We start from the raw sequence: 19,463 nt of genomic DNA on the forward strand, positions 1-19,463 counted from the left end.
CGGCAGGGCCGCTGCGGCGCACGGACTCCGATCGGCCCGGCCCGTACACCCGGATGGAGCATTGTCGCAGGGGTTGTGCGCTGCGCAGGATGGGGCGCGTTCTTCCTGATCACCGCCGGATGGGAAACCCTCGTGTCCACACCCGCCACACCCGTGCCCGCCGCGCGGGGGCTGCGCCGCCTCGAGCGCGGCACCGCCGAGCCCGAGCAGATCGCCGACTTCTACGCCCGGTGGCTGGGCTGGGCGGTGATCGCCGAGCCGGACGGGACGTTCACCGGGTGGGTGGGTGACCGCCTGGCCGCCCGCGTGCGGCCGGGACGGGAGGGCTGGCAGGTGGTGTTCACCGGTTCCCCCGCCCGTGAGCTGCGCGCCGGTGCCCTGGTCGACACCGGGCGCGCCCTGCACGGCCCGTGGGCGCCGCCTCCCCGGCAGGGGGAGCCCTGCTGGGTGGAGCTGGTCGACCCGGCCGATCCCGACGAGTACTGGACCGGTGAGCTGGGCTGGGCGGCACGGACGCCGGGGGAGGGGTTCACCCTGCTCGACGTCGCGGGCGGTGACGCCGCCGGGGGCCCGGCCGAGGGCGGGAGCAGGCCGGTGGCCGGGCGGCTGCGGGGTGCCGGGGAGCTTCCGCCGGGGTGGCTGTGCTACTTCGCCGTGCCCGACCTGGCCGGGGCGTTGACGGCGGCGGGGCGGCTGGGGGCCACGGTGGTGGCGCCCGCCCGGCAGGTGCCCACCGGCCTGGTCGCGGCCGTGGCCGATCCGGCGGGCGCGGTGTGCGCGCTGCTGCAGGACCCGCCCGCCTGGGGCGGTGCCCTGGCCGGTTCCTGATCCCGGTCGGGCCTCAGTCGGCCAGCTCGGGCGGGAAACCGCCGGTGGCGATCGGCCCCCACCGGTCGATCGTCACCCGGATCAGCGACTTGCCCTGCCGTCGCATCGCCGCGCGATAGTCGTCCCAGTCGGGGTGCTCGCCCGCGATGCAGCGGTAGTAGTCCACCAGTGGCTCCAGCGCCTCGGGCAGGTCGAGCACCTCGGCGCGGCCGTCGAGCTGCACCCAGGGACCGTCCCAGTCGTCGGAGAGCACGCACAGGCTCACCCGCTCGTCGCGGCGCGCGTTGCGGACCTTGGCGCGCCGCGGGTAGGTCGAGATCACCACCCGGCCCTCGTCGTCGATCCCGCAGGTCACCGGGGAGACCTGCGGGCGGCCGTCGGCGCGGGTGGTGATCAGCAGCGCCCGGTGGCGGGGCCGCAGGAACTCGACCAGCCCGGCGCGGTCGACGGTGGTGTTGGTGGCGATCCTCGGCATGATCCCCAGCGTAGGGGCCGCGCACCGCTCACGCGCGCAGCACCGCCAGCACCTGCTCCCGCGACATCCCCGCGCCCTGGGCGAACAGCGCCTCGAAGTCCCCGCCCAGCCGCCGCCGCGCCCACCGCAGCACCCACCGCACCTCCGGATCGGCCGGATCGGTGGGATCGGTGGGATCGGCCGCCCCGCGCAGGGTGGCCGCCGCGCCCAGCAGCACCGCGACCCGCCGCGCGTCACCCCCGGCCACGACCCCCTCCTCGACGCCGGACTCCGACTCGACGCCGGCGTCGGAGTCGATGTCGATGTCGGAGTCGGGGGAGGGCGGCGGACCCGCCTCGGCCGCCGCCCGCGCCTCGGCGACCCCGGCCAGCACCACCCGGTTGCCCCACCGGACCGCCGAGTCCAGCGCCGCCGCCCACTCCCGCCGCGCCCCTTCCACCTCACCGCGCGCCGCGGCCAGCCGCCCCAGGCACACCCGCGCCTGCGCCCGCACCTCCGCGGGCCCGAACCAGTCCGACGGGCACACCCGCAGCGCCTCCCGGCACCACCGCAGCGCCTCCCGCGACCGGCCCCGCCTGCGCGCCAGCTCCGCCAACCCCAACCACGCCGCCGCCAGAGCCTCCACCGACCCGGCGCGCCGCGCCAGCTCCGCGGCCCGCTCCAGGTCCCGGCGAGCCGACGAGCAGGCCCCCACGCGCTCCAGCCAGCACGCCCGCTGCCCCAGCAGGGCGGCCACGTCCTCGGTGGCCCCCAGCTCCTCGGCCAGCGCCAGCGCCCGGCCCACCAGCTCCACCGCCCGCCGCGGCTCACCCCGGCCCGCCGCCAGGTCCGCCAGCCGCGACAACGCCAGCGACGCGCCCCACCGCTCACCCAGCTCCCGGAACCCCGCCAGCGCCCGCCGGTGCGCCTGCCACGCCTGCTCCACCAGCCCGTTGTACTGGTGCTGCATCCCCGCGCCCAGCTCCACCAGCGCCCGGCTCCACGCGTCCTGCCCCACCAGCGCCCGCCGGTAGCCCTCCAGCTCCTCGCCCTCCAGCTGCGGCGCGCCATGCGCCATGCCCCACAGCAGGGTCAGGAACGGGTACCGGGGCGGATCGGGGAAATCGGGCGCACCCCAGCGCTCGGGCACCCCCGCCAACTCCACCCGCGCCCGCCCGTCGGAGACACCGATCAACCGGCACAGCAGGTGCTCCTGCTCCGCCCCCAGCGGCGCGCGCGGCCCCACCGCCGCCAGCACCTCCTCGGCCAGCGCCGAACCCTGCGACCGCATCCCGCGCAGCCAGAAGTACCAGCCCAGCTCGGCCACCAGCCGCAACGCCAGCACCGGGTCGTGCCGCGCGGCCCACCGCGCCGCCGCCCGGAAGTTCTCGTGCTCCCCGGCCAGCCGCCCCAGCTCCACCACCTGCTCCGCGCGCCGCAACCGCGGCCCCGACCGGCCGATGAGCTCCAGGAAGTACTCGGCGTGCGCGCGCCCGGCCCGCTGCGACTCCCCGCAGGCCACCAGCTCCCGCGCGCAGAACTCCCGGATCGTCTCCAGCATCCGGTACCGGTCGCCCGCCAACTCCACCAGCGACTTGTCCGCCAACGCGGACAGCAGCTCCTCCGCCTGCGCACCGCACACCGCCCGCACCGCCGCCGGGGTCGCCCCGCCCCGGAACACCGTCAGCCACCGCGCCAACCGCCGCTCCGGCTCGTCGAGCAGCTCCCAGCTCCACTCCACCACCGCGTGCAGCGTCCGGTGCCGCGCCGCCGCGCCCCGGCTGCCCCGCGACAGCAACCCGAACCGGTCGTGCACCCGACGCGCGAGCTCGGCCACCGGCAGCGACCGCACCCGCGCCGCCGCCAGCTCGATCGCCAGCGGCAACCCCTCCAGCGCCCGGCACACCGCCACCACCGAGGCCACGTCGTCGGCCACCCGGAACCCCGGCCGCACCGCCGCGGCCCGCTCCGCGAACAACCGCACGGCGGGGGAGTCCGACCACCGCCCGTCGTGCTCGGGCAACCCCAGCGGCGGCACCGGCCGCACCACCTCGCCGGTCACGCCCAGCGCCTCCCGGCTGGTGGCCAGCACCCGCACCCGCGCGCACCCCGCCAGCAGCCGCGCCACCAGCACCGCCACCGACTCCACCACGTGCTCGCAGTTGTCCAGCACCAGCAGCACCGAGCCCCGCGACAGCGCCGCCACCACCCGCTGCGCGGGCTCGGTCACCGGACCCGTCCCGTCCTCGCGCAGCCCCAGCGCCGCCAGCACCGCCCGCGCCACGTCCTCGCCCCGCCCCACCGGCACCAGGTCGACGAAGAACACCTCCTGCGCGACCTGCCCCCCGACCGCCTCGGCCACCTGCACCGCCAGCCGCGTCTTGCCCACCCCGCCCGGCCCCACCACGGTCACCAGCCGAGCCCGGCCCAACGCCTCGGCCAGCTGCCGCGACTCCTCCTCCCGCCCCACGAAACCGCTCAGCTGCGCGGGCAGCACCTGCCGCGCGGGCGGCCGGTCCCCGCGCAGCACCTCCAGGTGCGCCGCGGCCAGCTCCGGCGACGGATCAGCACCCACCCGCTCGGCCAGCTCCCGACGCGCCCGGTCGAAGACCTCCAACGCCTCACGCTGCCTGCCCTGCCGGTGCAGCGCCCGCACCAGCGCCGCGACCAGCCGCTCCCGCCCCGGATGACGCGCCACCAGCTCCCGCAGCAACTCCACCGGCACGGCGCCCACACCGCCGTGCTCCTCCACCGCCCGCAGCCGCAGCTCCTCCCAGCGGGCCACCACCGCCGCCACGAACGGCGCGTCACCGACGTCGACCAGCGCGGGCCCCCGCCACAACGCCAGCGCCTGCCCCGGCAGGCCCGCGGCCACCAGCTCCTCGAACCGGTGCGCGTCGACCTCACCGGGGTCGACCTCCAGCCGGTAACCCGCCGGGGTGCGCACCAGCTCCACGTCCAGCAACCGCCGCAACCGCGACACCTGCGACTGCACCGCGTTGGCCACCCCCGCGGGCGGCCGCTGCCCGTACACCCCGGAGATCAGCTGGTCGACCCCCACCACCCGGCCGGGGTGGACCAGCAACAGCGCCAACAGCGCGCGCAGCCGCTGCCCACCGATCCGCACCGGCGTCCCGTCGGCACGCCACACCTGCATCGGACCCAGCACCGCGAACCGCACGCGCGCGATTGTCCCGCACCGACCCCACCCACGATCAGGGCCGCGCGATCAGGGCCCAGGAGAGCAGGGCAGGGGGATAGGGCAGGGGGATCAGGCCCGGCGGGCGTGCGCCATGATCCGCTCCACCACCCCGGACTTGGCCTCGGCGTACCCCTGCACGTAGCTCCACCGCCGCGCGGCCAACTCCCGCTTGGTCCGCTCGTACAGCACCCGATCAGCCGCGTCGGCCCGCAACCGGTCCCGGAACGCAGGCATCCGCTCGGCCTCCGCGTCACCGGCGGTGTGCACGTGCAGATTCACATCCGTGTCCGGCCCCTTGAACATCCGGTGCTCGTGCCAATGCGGCTCCCGGATCACCAACCGGTACCCCACCGACTCCAACGCGGGCACGTACGCCGCCTCATCCGCCGAATCCGGCACCACCAGCAGGATGTCGATGATCGGCTTGGCCGCCAACCCCGGCACCGACGTCGACCCCACGTGCTCCAGCGCCACCACCACCCGCTCCGGCAACGCCCCCCTGATCCGCTCCGCCTCCCGGCGGAACAACCGCGGCCACTCCGGGTCGTACTCCACCAGCGTGATCGTCGCGTCGTGCCGGACCGCCCCGCCGATCCACGCGCGGTTGACCACCCGCTCCAACTCCCGCTCCGCCGCCTCGTCCACACCCGTCCCCTCTCCAGCAGGCCACGCCAAACAGCCCGCCAGAGTAGGACCTCACCGGGGCAACAACACCGGATCAGCCCCCAAGTCCGCCATCAAGTCGCCCCCACTCACCCGTTCGAGAACCTCCTCGGCCACGAAGAGCAAATCCTCCGGCCGCGAACAGCCCTCCACCTCCTCCCACGTCACCGGAGTGGACACCGACGGCAACGACCGCGCACGCAACGAATACGGCGCCACCGTCGTCTTCCCAGGGTTGTTCTGCGACCAGTCGATCAACACCCGACCCGCCCGCTGCGACCGCCCCATCCGCCACACCACCTCATCCGGGTGCTCCGAGGCCAACCGCCGCGCCAACCCCCTGGCGTACTCCGCCGTGCGCTCCGGCCGCGACACCCGCACCGCCGCGTACAGCTGCAACCCCTTGGCCCCGCTGGTCTTGACCACCGCCCCGACCCCGTCCGCCGCCAGCGCCTCCCGCAACCACAACGCCACCCGACAGCACTGCACCACCGTCGCGGGCGCCCCCGGATCCAGATCGAACACCAGCAAGTCGGGGGAGTGCCTGCCACCGCGCGGCCCCACCCTCCACTGCGGCACGTGCAACTCCAACGCCGCCAGGTTCGCCAACCACACCAACGTCGCCAGGTCCTCAACCACCACGAAATCCGCGTACGGCGCGCCCTTGGCCGACCCCGGCGTCGCCAACCGCACCGTGCGCACCCACTCCGGCGCGTGCGAGGGCACGTTCTTCTCGAAGAACGACGGCCCGTCCACCCCCTCGGGAAACCGCCGCACCGTCACCGGCCGGTCCCGCAACCGCGGCAGCAGCACCGGCGCCACCCGCGTGTAGTAGTCGATCACCTCCGCCTTGGTGAACCCCACCTCCGGGTAGAGCACCTTGTCCAGGTTCGACAACCGCAACCGGCGGCCCTCCACCTCCACCAACGCCTCACCCAAGCCCGCGCACCTCCTCCGGCGCCTTGTCCGTCCGCAACCCCCGCCACACCGCGAACCGCAACCGCCCCTCCCGCGTCCAGCCCCGGTGCACCACCTCGCCCACCAGCACCGGCCGCACCCACCGCGCACCCCTCGCCCGCGCCACGGGCACCTGCCCCGAGAACGGCGAACGCCCCGCCTCCACCGACCGCAACCGCCGCGTCAACGCCGCCAACTCCCCATCGCTGAACCCCGTGCCCACCGACCCCACGAACACCAACCCGCCCTCACCGGGAACCCCCAGCAGCAACGCCCCCACCACCCCCTCGCGCCTGCCCACCCCCGGACGCCACCCCCCGACCACCACCTCCCGCGCCGCCACCTCCGTGATCTTGATCCAGTGCGGCGAACGCACCCCCGGCGTGTAAGGCGAATCCAGCCGCTTGGCCACCACCCCCTCCAGCCCCTGCTCCCGACTGGCCGCCAGCACCTCCGGCCCCGCACCGGCGAACGCCGGGGGAGTCAGCCAATGCCCACCCCGCAACCCCAACGACTCCAACAACTCCCGCCGCCGCGCATAAGGCAGTCCCACCGTCGACCGCCCGTCCAGGTGCAGCACGTCGAACACCAGGTACGTCACCGGCACCCGCGCCACCAACCGCCGCACCTGCGCCCCCGTCGCATGGATGCGCCGCTGCAACGCCGCGAAACTGGGCCGACCACCCGCCAGCGCCACGACCTCCCCGTCCAACAACACCTCCGCAGCCCCCACCTGCGCCCCCAACCCCTGCACCTCCGGATAGGCCGCGGTCACGTCGTTGCCCAACCGCGACACCAACCGCACCCGACCACCCCGCACCCGCGCCAGAGCCCGCACCCCGTCCCACTTGAACTCGTAGGACCACAACGCGTCCTGCTCCGCGGGCGGCAACGACGACACCGGCGTGGCCAACATCGGCGCCACCCACTCCGGCAACCCCACCCAACCCGACCGCACCGCTAACCGCACCGCCCCCGACTCCGACGGCAACCCCCGGGCAGCGCCCACGACATGGGGGAGCGAACCCTCCCGCACCTCAGGCAGGCTTCGCCTTCTTCCTCACCGACGACTTCCGCCCCGCAGATCCCTTCCCCGCAGACCCCCGCCCGGCAGCCCCCCGCCCCGCCCGAGCCGACCGCGCCTGCTCCACACTGCGCTCCAACGCCGTCATCAGGTCGACCACCTCACCGGAATCCACCGACTCCGGCCGCGCGGGCAACTCCGCCCCCTCCGCCTTCGCCGCGATCACCTTCTGCAACGCCTCGGTGTAGTCATCGGAAAAATCACCCGGATCGAACGACCCCGCCATGCTCTCCACCAACGACGCCGCCATCCGCAACTCCTGCGGCCGCACCTCGACATCGTCGTCCAAGAACTCGAAATCCGGCTTCCGCACCTCATCCGGCCACAACATCGTGTGCAACACCAGCAGATCCCCGTGCGCCCGCACCATCGCCAACGACTCCCGCTGACGCACCGTGATCTTCACCACCGCCAACTGACCACTGCGCTCCAACGCCGACCGCAACAACACATAAGGCCGCGCCGCCGCCTTGTCCGGCTCCAAGTAGTACGCCCGCTGCAAGTAGATCGGATCGATCTCCTCCGCGGGCACGAACTCCAACACCTCGATCGCGTGATCAGTACTGATCGGCAACTTGTCGAAATCCTCATCCGCCATCACGACCATGCGCCCGTCATCGAGCTCATAACCCTTCGCGATGTCGGCGAACGCCACCTCCTCACCGCACACCGAACACACCCGCCGATACCGGATGCGCCCCCCGTCCTCCCGGTGCACCTGGTGAAACCGGAAATCATGCTCCTCCGTGGCCGTGTACAACCGCACACCGATCGTCACCAACCCGAAGGAGATCGCCCCACGCCACACAGCCCTCATCCCACGTGGGTACCCCGCCACAGCACCTCACGCACCCCACCCCAACAGAGCCCTACTCCCGCTGCGGCAACCGCGACAACGACACGTACGTCCGATTCCCCGCCACCGCCGCCCGCCGCTCCCGCGCCGTCGCCTCGATGTAGTTCTGACTCGTCGCCAAACTCGCATGCCCCAACAACGCCATGATCTCCGACGCCGACGCACCGTCCTCCGCCAACCGCGTCGCGAACGTGTGCCGCAACGCGTGCAGATTCGCCCCCGACGGCACCCGATCGTGCAACCCCGCCCACCGGAAGCACGACCGCACCAAATACTCCAACCCGCCCCGCCCGATCGGCTCACCCCGCCGATCCCGCAACAACGCCGACCCCCGATCGAACCGCCCCTGCGGAAACCGCCGCCGACACGAGGCCAAGTACTGCTCCACGATCCGATCCATCGCGGGCTCGATCGGCACCGACCGATCCCGATTCCCCTTGCCCACCACGTGCAACCGCCGCTCACCCGGCCGACCCACCACCGACGCCAGCGTCAACGCCCGCATCTCCGCCGACCGCAACCCCGCCACCAGCCCCAACGCCAGCACCAGCACATCCCGCTCCGGCCACGGGTCACGCCCACCCCGCACCCCCTCCGCCGCGGCCTCCAACAACCGCTCCGGCGTGTCCTCACCCCGCAACGGCTTCGGCACCAGCGGAGGCGTCTTCGGCCGCGCCACCGCACCCATCGGATTGCCCGGCACCAAGTCCTCCGCCACGCAGAAGGTCAAGAACTGGTTCCACGTCGACCACGCCCGCAACACCGAACTCTTCGCGTGCGTGTCCGCGAACAACCCGAACGCCGCCCGCAGGTTCGCCCCCGTCAGGTCCTCCACCCGCAACTCCGCCACCGCGCACCCCAGCACCTGCGCCAACAGCGAAGTCACCCCCGCCAGGTCACGCCGGTACGCCGCAGTCGTGTGAGGGGAGTCCTTCCGCGGCCTGCGCGCGAGGAAGAACGCATCCTGAGCAGCCAGAACATCCACCTGATCTTCCTACCGCACCGGACCGACAACTTCCCGTCCACGCGGAGCAGGGGAGGGGAGCACCCGGCCGGGCGGACCGGTGGAGGACAACCGCGCGAGCGCCTTCCTGCGGCCAGTTCATCGACGGTGCGGGAGAGGGCGACGTGGAAGGCGGAGCCGGGGTGGCCCCTGCGGGGCAGTGGGGATCGCAGCCCCTGGGCGGCAACGGGGTGGACACGCCCGCACCGCAGCACAACGATCCCTGTTTGATGGATAATGGCGATTATCCATCAAACAGGGATCTGAGCCGGGTGGCGGGCGACCGCTCCCGGCGGGGGACGCCCCACGGCGGCCGTCGCCCTCCGGCTGTCCGGAGGCTGCTCCTGCCGTGCCGCGCTCTGCTCGTCGCAAGCGGGACGCGGCCGCTCGTCGAACACGGTCACTCGTCGTCGGGCGACTGACTCGACGGGCAAGGCGAGTCTGGGGTTCCGGGCGACGTGGGTGCGCAGGTGCCTGGGCGGCTTCGTGTCGCAGGTGCTCCGGCGTGCCATCACCGGGACCACGCTGCCGCTGATACGTCACTGTGACGTTTCGGTGTGGTGTGTCCGGCTGGCCGTCGGGCGTACCTGTGGAGCCCCTGGGCGGCCGTGTGGTCCCGCTCGGCCGCCTCGCTCGTCCGCACCGTCCATCGTGCGCCGTCGGTCGAAGCCGTCCGTGGCACACGGCGGGGCGTCATCGCGGCTGCGGCGGCTGCGCTGCAGTGCGTTGGGCGTGTGCCGGAGGTGGCACCGGCCACTGTGGACGACCCCCACCCGATGGCCTCCGGCCAGGTCGCCGCAACGCCGATAATCTACATTATGTTAAGTAAGTCGTTCGCGGCCCTCTCCCGCCCGGCGGTCCGGGCTCCCCTAGCCTCAACGCCCATGCGCGAACTGCTGGTGGTGCTGGACAAGGTCGACCGGGTGGTGCCGCTGGTGGCGGAGGGCTCGCGCTTGGGGGTGGTGCGTCCCGGCAGTCCGCTGGCGGCCGAGGACCTGCGCACCCAGCCGCACCGGATCAGCGCCCGTGCGTGGACGGCGCTCACCGAGTCGGTGGAGTTCCTGCGTGCCGCGCGTGGTGTGTGCGCGGACGGTGGTGATCTGCGGGTGGTCCGGGCGCTGGTGCGCGGCGCGGTGGAGAACGCGTGTTGCGGGGTGTGGCTGTTGGGCGCGTCGCGGGCCGAGCGGCTGGCGGATGCGGCCTCGGAGGTGGCCGTGGAGCGGTCGGCGCTGGTGCGGCGGGCGGGTGAGCTGGCTCCGGCGGTGGGGGCCGAGTTGGCGGTGGCGGCGTGGCGGGCGTGTGACGGCCTCTCCCCTGCCGTGGACGGGGTGCTGGTCAGGGCGGAGGTGGTGGATCAGGTGCAGCCGGGGATCGACTTGGCCTCGGTGGCGGAGTCGGTGCGGCCGGTGCTGGCCGCCGCGGCGGTGGGGTTGATGGTGTTGGGGCGGGGGTTGGAGCTGTTCAAGGCGCGGTCTCGGGTGGTGCTGCCAGGTGTGAGCTGATCCGGTCGTGCATGGGGCGTCGGGCCAGGGCGGCCAGGGCGGCGTCGATGAGGTCGCCGAGCGGGTGGGGCAGTTCGGCTTCGAGTTCGGTGGCGGCGGCGCGGGTGGCGTGCCACTCGGCGTCGAGGGTGGGCAGCAGGGCGCGGGCGCGGTCGGTGAGGTGGACGACGCGCTGGCGGGCGTCCTGCTCCCCCGCCTGCAGTCGGGCCAGGCCGTCGCGGGCCATCTGGTTGGCGGTTTGGCTGATGGCGGAGTGGGTGACGCCGATTTCGGTGGCGAGGTCTTTGATGGACTGGGGTCCGCGTGCGGCGACGAGTCGGATGACCGGTGTGTAGCGGGGTCGGTAGTCGGTGAGGCCGAGGTCGTCGTAGAGGCTGGTCAGGCCGTTCTCGAGTTGGTCGAGCAGGTGTCGTAGGCGGGTGCCGAGGTAGTCGTTGGTGGCCACCGCGCTAATGTAACAGTGCTGTTGTAGTTGTGGAGGGGGATGTCGATGACCTATCCGGTGGGTGAGCCGGTCGAGCAGGGGATGCTGGACGTCGGTGATGGCAACCTCGTGCACTGGGAGGTGCACGGCAATCCCGACGGCAAGCCCGCTGTGGTGCTGCACGGCGGTCCGGGGACGGGCTGCTCCCCCGGCGCGGCGCGGTTCTTCGACCCGAGCGCGTACCGCGTGGTGTTGATGGACCAGCGCGGTTCGGGGCGCAGCACGCCGCACGCCAGCGAGTACGGCGCGGATCTGTCGGTGAACACCACCGCGCACCTGGTGGCCGACATCGAGCGGTTGCGCGAGCACCTGGGTGTCGAGAAGTGGTTGGTGCACGGCGGGTCGTGGGGATCGACGCTGGCGCTGCACTACGCGCAGCTGTTCCCGCACCGGGTCGGCGAGATCGTGCTGATCGCGGTCACCACGACGCGGCGGGAGGAGATCGACTGGCTCTACCACGGGATGCGGCGGTTGTTCCCGGTGGAGTGGGAGCGGTTCCGGGCGGGTGCGCCCGAGGACGCCGCGGACCTGGTGGTGGCCTACGACCGGTTGCTCAACGACCCGGACCCGGCGGTGCGGCAGAAGGCTGCGGACGACTGGGTGGAGTGGGAGCACTCGATCCTGTCGTTGGACCCCGACCACACGCCGCCGCCGCAGGCGCAGGACCCGGCGTGGCGGATGGCGTTCGCCCGGATCACGGCGCACTACTTCCGGCACGGGGCGTGGTTGGAGGAGGGGCAGGTGCTGCGGGGGATGCCGAGGCTGGCGGGGATTCCGGGGACGATGGTGCACGGCAGGTTGGACCTGCAGGGGCCGCTGCTGACCGCGTGGGAGGTCGACCGGGCGTGGCCTGCGGGTGAGCTGGTGGTGGTGCGGGGTGCTTCGCACTCGGTGCGGGACGCGGGGATGGCCGAGGCGTTGGTGGCCGCGCTGGACTCCTACCGGCCGTAGGTGATGGTGCGCTGTCCGGTGGGGCGGAAGCCGAGCGCGGTGTAGAGGTGGCGCGGGACCGGGTAGGCGTCGTCGCCGCGGGGGTGCACCACGACAGTGCGGGCTCCTGCGGCGCGCAGCCGGTGCAGCGCGTCCAGGGACACCGCGGCGGCCAGGCCGCGGCGGCGGTGGTCGGGGTGGGTGCCCACCGGCTCCAACTCCCCCACCCCGGTGCGCTCGTCCAGCCAGGCCAGGCAGTAGGCGGCGACGCTGCCGTCGGGGGTGCGGGCGACGCGGTCGAGGTCGGCGCGGTAGGGCCAGGTGGCGCGGACCAGGCGGTAGCTGTGGTCGGTGACGCGGGAGGGGTGGAAGGCGGCGCGGTGGGCGGCCACCCTGGCGGGCACGTCGGGGTCGGTGACGTGGTCGAGGTGGTGCCCCGGTGGCAGGCGGGGTTCGGGCAGGTCGGTCAGGTCGTGGACCAGGCGCTGGAAGAACGGGCCGGGGCGGGGGCGCAGGCCGCGGCGGTGCAGGGCGCGGGCGAGGTGGGTCTCGCTGTCCAGGATGGTGACCGTGCGGGGGTCGGCCCAGTCCAGCAGGTGCTCCACCTCCTCGGGGTGGTCGGGGTGGGCGCCCAGCTCCAGCTCCCCCGGCGCGCTGAGCCAGCCCCAGGCGTGGTCGAGGACCAGGGTGGGCCAGTCAGTGCGGCCGTGCTGGGTCAGCGACCAGGTCAGGCCGCCGATGTGCCAACGGCCGGTGGGCCAGCAGGTGCTGGCGATGTCCTGCAGGGCGCGCATGGTGGGCGATCTTGACACGGCGGTGGTGCGGCGGGCACGGGGTTTTCCGTCGCGGGGTTTTCGGCGTCAGCGGGGGCGCCAGACGGTGGTGGTGCGCACGTCGCGGCCTTCCAGGTCGCGGGAGACGGGCACCTGGAACACCGCGACCTCGGTGAACCGGTCGCGGGGCAGGTGGGCGCGTTGGGGGTCGCCTACCAGCACGGTGGCGCCGCGGGTGTGGGCGCGCAGCAGGAACGGCAGCACGCGGGCGGCCATGTCGCGGTCGTAGAACACGTCGCCCGCCAGCACCACGTCGGTGTCGGGGTCGGTGTCGAGCAGGTCGCCGGTGAGCACGGTCAGGTCCACGGCGTTGGCGGCGGCGTTGCGGGTGGTGGCGGTGGTGGCCAGCGGGTCGACGTCGTTGGCGGTGACGTGGGCGCCGGTGCGGGCGGCGGCGATGGCGACCAGGCCGGAGCCGCAGGCCAGGTCCAGCACGCGGCGTCCGGCGGTGGTGGCGGGGTGGTCGAGCACGTGGCGGGCCAGTGCCTGGCCGCCCGCCCAGGGGAAGGCCCAGAAGGGCGGGTCGGTGGTGCCGGTGTGCTCCCACAGGGAGATGACGTCGTCGGCGGTGTGCAGCGCGATCTCGGGTACCAGGGGCACGGGGCGCAGCGTGGTGTCCCTGGCCAGCAGGTCGTCCACGGGTGGGTCGTCCACTAGGTGGTGAGGTGGTGGTCGGCGGGGCGGAGTGGCTGTCGCGCCATGGCGCGATGGTAGTACCGGTGTCGCCGGTGGCGGGGTGGTGCGGTCACAGGCCGCCCGCCACGCGCAGCACGGCTCCGGTGGTGAACGAGGCCTCCTCCCCCAGCAGCCAGGCGACGGCCGCGGCGATCTCCTCGGCTGTGCCCGCGCGGCGCAGCGGGATCGACGGGGCCACGCGGTGGGCCCGGTCGGGTACGCGGGAGAGCTGGTGGATCTCGGTGTCGACGGTGCCCGAGGCCACGGCGTTGACCCGGATGCCGCGTGGGCCCAGCTCCTTGGCCAGGCCGATGGTCATCGCGTCCACGGCGGCCTTGCTGGCCGCGTAGTGCACGTACTCCCCCGGCGAGCCCAGGGTGGCCGCGGCCGAGGAGATCGAGACGATCGCTCCGCCTTCGACGAGGTCGCGGGCGGCGCGGCGGGCGCACAGCAGCGCGCCGACGACGTTGACCTCGACCACGCGCCGCAGGTCGCTCGGGTCGGTGTCGGCCAGGGGGCCCACGGGGCTGGTGATGCCCGCGTTGATCACCACACCGGTGACCTGTCCGAGTTCGGCGGCGGTGTCGAACAGCCGGTCGACGTCGGCGTCGTCGCCGACCTCGGCGCGCACGGCCACCGCGCCGACCTCGTCGGCCAGGGCGCGGGCGCGTTCGGCGGCGGTGCGGTAGCTGAAGACCAGGCGGTGGCCGCGTCGGGCCAGCAGCCGCACGGTGGCGGCGCCGATGCCGCGGCTGCCGCCGGTGATCACGGTGAGAGGGCTGTGCGCGCCGTTGGCTGCCCCGTTGTCGTTCCCCCTGGTCGTCATGACCGGGGAACATACCGGTGACCATGTCACCCGGTTGGGTGGCACGGGGTGGTGGGACCACTCGAAGGGAGGAATGGGGGCACCCCGTGGTGGTGACCGGAGATGTCCGCTGCGCCGCGCTGTCGCAGTCCTGCGGCGAGCCGCAGGCGGGGACCGCGCCGACCGCCGCCGGGTGGATCTGCCTGGAGCAGCCCGGTGCGTGGGGGCGCGAGGCGCTCACCGGCAGCCGCCTCGACCCGAGGTTGGGCGTCGAGCTGCAGCGGCGGGCAGGGGCGGTGGGTGCGCGTGTGCTGCTGATCCGCCGTCCCGGCCGTCACGCCGACGACCGCCGCGGGACGTCCCCGGTCCGTCGCGCCTACCTGGCGGCGGGCACTCCCGGCGGGTCGTGGTTGGAGCGGGTCGACCTGGTCGCGCCCGAGCAGCTGCTGGAGCTGGACTTCGCCGCTCTGGGTGGTGCTCGTCCCACCGGTCTGGGGCGTCCGGTGTCGGGTCCGCTGCTGCTGGTGTGCACTCACGGTCGGCGTGACGCCTGTTGCGCGCTGCGCGGGCGTCCCGCGATGGCGGGGTTGGCCGCCGCCCACCCGGAGGCGGTGTGGGAGTGCAGTCACACCAGTGGGCACCGCTTCGCCCCGACCGGGGTGCTGCTGCCCACCGGCTACCACTACGCGCGTCTGGACCCGGTCTTCGGCGAGCACCTGCTGCGCCGTGCCGCCGAGGGGCGCGTGGTGGTCGAGCGCTGCCGGGGCCGCTCGGCCTACCTGCCGGTCGACCAGGTCGCCGAGCTGGCCGTGCGGGAGCAGACCGGGGAGACCCGTGACGTGCTCACCGCCGCGGGCGGGTACGTCCGGCACGTCGACGGCCGCGTCTGGCGGGTGCGCTGCCTGCGTCGCGACCTACCGCCCGCACGCCCCGCCAGCTGCGGCGCGGCCCCCTCCGTGCCCGTCGTCCTGGTCGTCGTCGAGGTCCAGCGGCTGGCGGGCGTTGCGCGAGGGCGGCAGGGGGGACGGCGCTGAGGTAGGCCCCGCGGAGGGGCGTGGGGTGGGTTGCGAGGAGGGCACGGCGGCGTGGAACAGGCCCAGGCCCAGCGCGTAGGGGTCGTCCAGGCCCACCGCGCGCAGCGCCTCGGCGGGCAGTGCCAGCAGCGACACGGCCACCCCGAGGAAGTAGGCGTCGAGCAGGCCGGCGTCGCGCACGCCGCTGGGCAGCCCGGCCGCGCGGTGCAGGCGCGCGCCTGCCTCGGCGTTGGCCACCACCATCCGGCCCAGCGCCTCGCGCACGCCCGGTCTGCGCACCGCCTCCAGGTACAGCTCCACCATCGCCAGGAACTGGGTCGGGTCCTCGGCCACCGCGCGTCGCAGCAGCGCCGGGTACAGCTCGCTGACCTGGGTGGCGGAGATGCCCGCGGGGGTGGTGGCGCGCAGCCGGGCCACGGCGGCGGCGTGCAGTTCGGTCATCCGCTGCGCCGCGGCGCGCAGCAGCGCGTCGCGGCTGGGGAAGTAGTTCTTCGTGGTCCCCTCGGGCACTCCCGCCGCCCGGTCCACCGCGCGGTGCGTCAGCCCTCGCCCGCCCTCGGCGGCCAGCACGGAGATGGCGGTGTCGCACAGCAGTTCCCGACGGCTCGTCACGGGGAGGGGACACTAGCGGAGCCGGGCGGGCCGTCCGGCCGTGGCCAGCAGCCTGCCGTCCCGCAGGACCAGCCAGATCCCGCACACGCAGCGCACGTAGCGCACGCGACCGTGGGTGGAGACGGGGTAGGCGGGGTCGTCGGCGGGCCAGCCGCAGCTGGGGCACGTGGTGGTCACGCACCCCAGCGTGGTGTCATGGTTCAGTGCATTTCAACCCTTACGGCGGTGCGGCGGCCGAGCTGGCCGCCGCACTGGTCAACGCCTCCCCCGGCACGAGCGCCCGCGACCTGGAGCGGCTGCTGCACGCGCAGGGCTACCAGCCGGTGGGCACGCTCACCGACGACCAGGCCGCCGGGCTGATGGCCTGGGCCCGCCGCCTGGAGGAGGTGTTCACCCGGCCCGAGCGGCGGGTGGGGCTGGTCAACGCGCTGCTGGTCGACAGCGCCAGCAGGCCCTACATCTCCACCCACGACGACCGCCCGCCCCACCTGCACTTCGCCCCGGAGCGGGCGCCCACCCCCGAGCGGGTGCGCGCCTTCACCGCCGCCGGGCTGGCCCACGCGGTGTGCCAGGACCCCGACCGGTTGGGCCGCTGCGCCCGCGAGGGTTGCGGCGTGGTCTTCGTCGACACCTCCCGCAACGGCCGTCGCCGCTACTGCGACACCCGCTGCGCCAACCGGGTGCACGTCCGCGAGCACCGCAGGCGCGGGCTCAGCGGTTGACCCGCCGCCCGAACCGCACGCCGTCGAACCGCGCGGACTCCCCGATCAGCGCCGAGCCCACGTCGGTGCGGCCGCGGAACCACGACCCGGAGAACACCGCGTCGTGCTGGAACACCGCCCCGCCGAACAGCGCCCGCCCGCCGAAGCGGGCTCCGCGCACCGAGGCGGGCCCGGTGAACTCCGCGCGCCGCAGGTCCGCGCGACCGGAGACGCGCACCCCGTCCAGCACCGCCTCGCGCGCCGCCCGCACCCCGGCGAACCCGGCGTTGCCGGTGAACACCGCGTCCGCGAAGGAGACCGGCCCGACGAACAGCGCCTCGTCGAACCGGGCGTGCCGCAGGAACCGCGCCTGGTCGAACCGGGCCGCGCCGGTCACCGTCGCCGCGGTGAAGCGGGCGTCGCCCAGGAACACCGCCCCGGTGAAGTCGGCCGCGGCCACCCGGCAGCCCGACAGGTCCCAGTCCACCAGGATCGCCCCGGCCGCCTTGAGCTCCACGCCGGGCCAGAAGTCCTCGCCGGGGCGCAGGTGCGCGCGCAGCCGCTGCTGCACCAGCCCCCGCCACGGCGCGTCCAGCCCCCGCTCCACCCCGCCGCGCAGCACCGCCAGCCAGGCGTCGACCACGTCCTGGCGCCGCCGCGGCTGCTGCCTGCCGATCTCCTCCAGCAGGTCCAGCCCGGCCCGCTCGCCCGCGCGCAGCAGCCGGTTGGCCTGCCGCCACCGCGACACCGGGGCCGGGGCGGCGGGCGCGGTGCGCCTGCGCGCGTGCTCGTCCAGCAGCGTTTCCGCGCGTGAGGTCCGGTGGTGGCGGTGGACCACGACGCCGATCACCACCGCCACGAACACCCACTGCAGCCACGTCGGGACCATGTCCCCGATCATGCCCGCACCGGCCGGGTCGGCGCCGGGAACCGCGCGTGCCGCTTCCGTCACCACACCGGCCCCGGTTGACCGTAGGGTGCGGCCATGGACCTGACCGAGGCGTGCTTCGCGGGTGCCGCACGGCAAGCGGAGCTCATCCGCGCGGGCGCGCTGAGCAGTCGTGACCTGGTCGCCGAGTGCCTGCGCCGCATCGACGGCCACGACCGGGTGCTCAACGCGTTCCGCCTGGTGTTCGCGGACGGCGCGCTGGCCGAGGCCGAGCGGGCCGACGCCCGCGCGGCCCGCGGCGAGCACGCCCCGCTGCTGGGCGTGCCGGTGGCGGTCAAGGAGGACCTGGCCATCGCCGGGTTGCCCACCACCAAGGGCACCGCCGCGGTGGACCGGCCCGCCCCCGCCGACTCCGAGGTGGTGGCCAGGCTGCGCCGCGCGGGCGCGGTCGTGGTGGGCCGCACCCGGATGCCGGAGCTGGGCCTGTGGCCGCACACCGAGAGCAGCTGGGCCGGGCCCACCCGCAACCCCTGGTCGCCCGCGCACTCGCCGGGCGGCTCCAGCGGCGGCTCGGCCGCCGCCGTGGCGGCGGGCATGGTGGGTGCGGCCGTGGGCACCGACGGGGCGGGGTCGATCCGCATCCCGGCCGCCTGCACCGGCCTGTTCGGCCTCAAACCGCACCGCGACCGCGTCCCGCTCGACGACGGCGCGGCCTGGACCGGCATGGTCGTGGCCGGGCCCATCACCCGCCACGTCCGCGACGCCGCCCTGCTGACCGACGTGCTGGCCCCCGGAGCCGACTTCGCCGCCGCGGCGGCGGTCGACCCGCCCCGCCTGCGCGTGGCGGTGTCGCTGCGCACCTGGGGTCCGGGCATCCCCATCGCCGAGGAGGTCCGCGACGCCGTCCTGGACACCGCCCGGCTGCTGGCCGACCTCGGCCACGACGTGGTGCGACTGGACCCGGAGATGCGCGACGTCGCCGGATCGGCCGCCTTCGCCGCCCGCTACCTGCACATCGCCGCACGCGGGGTGGCCGAGCTGCCCCACCCCCGCAGGCTGGACCGCACCACCCGCCGGGTCGCCGCGCTGGGCCGCGCCCTGCCGCCGCGCACGGTGCGCGCCGCCCTGGCCCAGGGCGAGCCGCTGACCCGCCACGCCAACCGGGTCTTCGACCGGCACGACCTGCTGCTGACCCCGGTGCTGACGCGCCCGCCGCTGCGGGTGGGCCAGTGGGCCGGCCGCCCCACGGTCACCGCGCTGCTCTCCGCCGCCCGCATGACCACCTTCCTGCCCCTGTGGAACATCGCGGGCAACCCCGCCGCCGCCGTGCCCGCGGGGCACACCCGCGCGGGCCTGCCGCTGGCCGTCCAGCTCGTCGGGCGCGCGCGCGACGAGCGCACCGTCCTGGCCGCGGCCGCCCAGCTGGAACGCGCCCGCCCGTGGGCCGACCGCCGCCCGCCCGGCTTCTGAGAACTACCGGTCTGGGAACTACCGGTCCGGGAACTACCGGTCCGGGAACTACCGGGCGGACCTGGTGAACTCCGCGGCGAGCAGGTCGAGCAGGCCGGGGAACCGGCGGTCGATCGCCGCTCGACGCAGCCGGACCCCCTTCTTGTTGCCGTAGTCGACCTCGCAGAGCAGGCCGGCGTCGCACAGCGTCCGGAAGTGGTGGGTCCGGGTCTGCTTGCTCACCGGGAGGTTGAAGGAGTGGCAGGCGCGCTCGCCGTCGGTCCGGTCCGCGGCCAGTTCGATCACGACGGCGCGCCTGTGGGGGTCGGCGAGGGCGCGCAGGACGGTGCCCAGGTCGAGCTCGTCTCCCGGCACCGCACTCGTCTCCGGCATCACGCCACCCTCCCATAGGTACGACTTGAATCGTACCTCGGTTTGTGCTCCACTTAGGTACGAAATTTTTCGTACCTAAGTACGGGTGGACCCGTGCGAACACGTCCGG

21 protein-coding genes are annotated in these 19,463 nt (G+C 74.4%); 6 read left to right on the plus strand and 15 right to left on the minus strand.

Translation table 11 applies throughout. From position 1 onward, the window contains the following. Positions 1-132 precede the first annotated feature (132 nt). Positions 133-828, plus strand: coding sequence for a VOC family protein (locus tag JOF41_RS38245; protein ID WP_209618793.1), 696 nt, complete (start codon positions 133-135; stop codon positions 826-828). 13 nt (positions 829-841) lie between these two features. Here the strand turns inward: JOF41_RS38245 and JOF41_RS12340 are convergent, their stop codons facing one another. From JOF41_RS12340 to JOF41_RS12370, 7 genes are all read right to left on the minus strand, one after another. Further along, a complete protein-coding gene (locus JOF41_RS12340) occupies positions 842-1,303 on the minus strand; it encodes a PPOX class F420-dependent oxidoreductase (protein ID WP_189223634.1) in 462 nt (153 codons plus the stop codon). A gap of 28 nt (positions 1,304-1,331) precedes the next feature. Beyond that, positions 1,332-4,463, minus strand: a complete 3,132-nt coding sequence (locus JOF41_RS12345; RefSeq protein ID WP_209618796.1) for an AfsR/SARP family transcriptional regulator — start codon at positions 4,461-4,463, stop codon at positions 1,332-1,334. 90 nt (positions 4,464-4,553) lie between these two features. Continuing rightward, on the minus strand, positions 4,554-5,129 hold the full coding sequence (locus JOF41_RS12350; RefSeq protein ID WP_189223633.1) for a GrpB family protein: 576 nt from the start codon (positions 5,127-5,129) through the stop codon (positions 4,554-4,556). 51 nt (positions 5,130-5,180) lie between these two features. After that, positions 5,181-6,086 (minus strand): non-homologous end-joining DNA ligase, encoded by a 906-nt coding sequence (ligD, locus tag JOF41_RS12355; RefSeq protein WP_209618799.1) that lies wholly within the window; start codon positions 6,084-6,086, stop codon positions 5,181-5,183. Next, positions 6,079-7,020 carry a non-homologous end-joining DNA ligase gene (ligD, locus tag JOF41_RS12360; protein WP_189223631.1) on the minus strand — a complete coding sequence of 314 codons (942 nt, stop codon included), beginning with the start codon at positions 7,018-7,020 and terminating at the stop codon, positions 6,079-6,081. The genes ligD (JOF41_RS12355) and ligD (JOF41_RS12360) overlap by 8 nt, the downstream gene beginning before the upstream one ends. A gap of 121 nt (positions 7,021-7,141) precedes the next feature. Further along, entirely contained in the window at positions 7,142-8,005 is an 864-nt protein-coding gene (gene ku, locus JOF41_RS12365; RefSeq protein ID WP_209618812.1) for a non-homologous end joining protein Ku, read from the minus strand. 52 nt (positions 8,006-8,057) lie between these two features. Further along, positions 8,058-9,029, minus strand: a complete 972-nt coding sequence (locus JOF41_RS12370; protein ID WP_209618815.1) for a tyrosine-type recombinase/integrase — start codon at positions 9,027-9,029, stop codon at positions 8,058-8,060. Positions 9,030-9,931: 902 nt separating this feature from the next. On the opposite strand from JOF41_RS12370, the gene JOF41_RS12375 reads away from it, so the two are divergent. Next, positions 9,932-10,549 carry a hypothetical protein gene (locus JOF41_RS12375; RefSeq protein WP_189223629.1) on the plus strand — a complete coding sequence of 206 codons (618 nt, stop codon included), beginning with the start codon at positions 9,932-9,934 and terminating at the stop codon, positions 10,547-10,549. Here JOF41_RS12375 and JOF41_RS12380 read toward each other — a convergent pair. Next, a complete protein-coding gene (locus tag JOF41_RS12380) occupies positions 10,509-10,994 on the minus strand; it encodes a MarR family winged helix-turn-helix transcriptional regulator (RefSeq protein ID WP_189223628.1) in 486 nt (161 codons plus the stop codon). The two genes, JOF41_RS12375 and JOF41_RS12380, sit on opposite strands and share 41 nt — an antisense overlap. A 39-nt stretch (positions 10,995-11,033) precedes the next feature. Here JOF41_RS12380 and pip point away from each other — a divergent pair, with 39 nt between their 5' ends. Continuing rightward, positions 11,034-11,984, plus strand: a complete 951-nt coding sequence (gene pip / locus JOF41_RS12385; RefSeq protein ID WP_209618820.1) for a prolyl aminopeptidase — start codon at positions 11,034-11,036, stop codon at positions 11,982-11,984. Here pip and JOF41_RS12390 read toward each other — a convergent pair. The 3 genes from JOF41_RS12390 to JOF41_RS12400 form a co-directional block, all read right to left on the minus strand. Then, on the minus strand, positions 11,972-12,757 hold the full coding sequence (locus tag JOF41_RS12390; protein WP_189223626.1) for a GNAT family N-acetyltransferase: 786 nt from the start codon (positions 12,755-12,757) through the stop codon (positions 11,972-11,974). The two genes, pip and JOF41_RS12390, sit on opposite strands and share 13 nt — an antisense overlap. 66 nt (positions 12,758-12,823) lie before the next feature. Continuing rightward, complete coding sequence (locus JOF41_RS12395; RefSeq protein ID WP_229795605.1) at positions 12,824-13,450, minus strand: class I SAM-dependent methyltransferase; 627 nt, start codon at positions 13,448-13,450, stop codon at positions 12,824-12,826. 91 nt (positions 13,451-13,541) lie between these two features. Beyond that, positions 13,542-14,297, minus strand: coding sequence for an SDR family oxidoreductase (locus JOF41_RS12400; protein ID WP_209618823.1), 756 nt, complete (start codon positions 14,295-14,297; stop codon positions 13,542-13,544). 92 nt (positions 14,298-14,389) lie between these two features. On the opposite strand from JOF41_RS12400, the gene JOF41_RS12405 reads away from it, so the two are divergent. Next, positions 14,390-15,310, plus strand: a complete 921-nt coding sequence (locus JOF41_RS12405; RefSeq protein ID WP_307867393.1) for a ferredoxin family protein — start codon at positions 14,390-14,392, stop codon at positions 15,308-15,310. On the opposite strand, the gene JOF41_RS12410 is transcribed toward JOF41_RS12405, so the two are convergent. Both JOF41_RS12410 and JOF41_RS12415 read right to left on the minus strand, forming a co-directional pair. Next, positions 15,191-15,922 carry a TetR family transcriptional regulator gene (locus JOF41_RS12410; RefSeq protein WP_209618829.1) on the minus strand — a complete coding sequence of 244 codons (732 nt, stop codon included), beginning with the start codon at positions 15,920-15,922 and terminating at the stop codon, positions 15,191-15,193. The genes JOF41_RS12405 and JOF41_RS12410 overlap by 120 nt on opposite strands. Positions 15,923-15,934: 12 nt before the next feature. Then, complete coding sequence (locus JOF41_RS12415; RefSeq protein ID WP_189223623.1) at positions 15,935-16,099, minus strand: hypothetical protein; 165 nt, start codon at positions 16,097-16,099, stop codon at positions 15,935-15,937. A 26-nt stretch (positions 16,100-16,125) separates the two neighbouring features. On the opposite strand from JOF41_RS12415, the gene JOF41_RS12420 reads away from it, so the two are divergent. After that, positions 16,126-16,644, plus strand: a complete 519-nt coding sequence (locus JOF41_RS12420) for a CGNR zinc finger domain-containing protein (RefSeq protein ID WP_209618833.1) — start codon at positions 16,126-16,128, stop codon at positions 16,642-16,644. On the opposite strand, the gene JOF41_RS12425 is transcribed toward JOF41_RS12420, so the two are convergent. After that, positions 16,634-17,575, minus strand: a complete 942-nt coding sequence (locus tag JOF41_RS12425) for a pentapeptide repeat-containing protein (RefSeq protein WP_209618836.1) — start codon at positions 17,573-17,575, stop codon at positions 16,634-16,636. The genes JOF41_RS12420 and JOF41_RS12425 overlap by 11 nt on opposite strands. A 33-nt stretch (positions 17,576-17,608) precedes the next feature. Here JOF41_RS12425 and JOF41_RS12430 point away from each other — a divergent pair, with 33 nt between their 5' ends. Then, positions 17,609-18,982, plus strand: a complete 1,374-nt coding sequence (locus JOF41_RS12430; RefSeq protein ID WP_209618839.1) for an amidase family protein — start codon at positions 17,609-17,611, stop codon at positions 18,980-18,982. A gap of 48 nt (positions 18,983-19,030) precedes the next feature. Here the strand turns inward: JOF41_RS12430 and JOF41_RS12435 are convergent, their stop codons facing one another. After that, on the minus strand, positions 19,031-19,354 hold the full coding sequence (locus JOF41_RS12435) for an ArsR/SmtB family transcription factor (RefSeq protein ID WP_189223619.1): 324 nt from the start codon (positions 19,352-19,354) through the stop codon (positions 19,031-19,033). Positions 19,355-19,463 lie beyond the last annotated feature (109 nt).

The sequence above is a fragment of the Saccharothrix coeruleofusca genome (genome assembly GCF_017876325.1).
Classification (GTDB): domain Bacteria; phylum Actinomycetota; class Actinomycetes; order Mycobacteriales; family Pseudonocardiaceae; genus Actinosynnema; species Actinosynnema coeruleofuscum.

Excerpts from the sequence above, each read along its gene's own strand:
- JOF41_RS12340 (WP_189223634.1), bottom strand. The coding sequence starts at position 1,303 with ATGCCGAGGATCGCCACCAACACCACCGTCGACCGCGCCGGGCTGGTC.
- ligD (WP_189223631.1), bottom strand. The coding sequence starts at position 7,020 with ATGTTGGCCACGCCGGTGTCGTCGTTGCCGCCCGCGGAGCAGGACGCG.
- ku (WP_209618812.1), bottom strand. The coding sequence starts at position 8,005 with ATGAGGGCTGTGTGGCGTGGGGCGATCTCCTTCGGGTTGGTGACGATC.
- JOF41_RS12375 (WP_189223629.1), top strand. The coding sequence starts at position 9,932 with ATGCGCGAACTGCTGGTGGTGCTGGACAAGGTCGACCGGGTGGTGCCG.
- pip (WP_209618820.1), top strand. The coding sequence starts at position 11,034 with ATGTCGATGACCTATCCGGTGGGTGAGCCGGTCGAGCAGGGGATGCTG.
- JOF41_RS12390 (WP_189223626.1), bottom strand. The coding sequence starts at position 12,757 with ATGCGCGCCCTGCAGGACATCGCCAGCACCTGCTGGCCCACCGGCCGT.
- JOF41_RS12400 (WP_209618823.1), bottom strand. The coding sequence starts at position 14,297 with ATGACGACCAGGGGGAACGACAACGGGGCAGCCAACGGCGCGCACAGC.
- JOF41_RS12430 (WP_209618839.1), top strand. The coding sequence starts at position 17,609 with ATGGACCTGACCGAGGCGTGCTTCGCGGGTGCCGCACGGCAAGCGGAG.
- JOF41_RS12435 (WP_189223619.1), bottom strand. The coding sequence starts at position 19,354 with ATGCCGGAGACGAGTGCGGTGCCGGGAGACGAGCTCGACCTGGGCACC.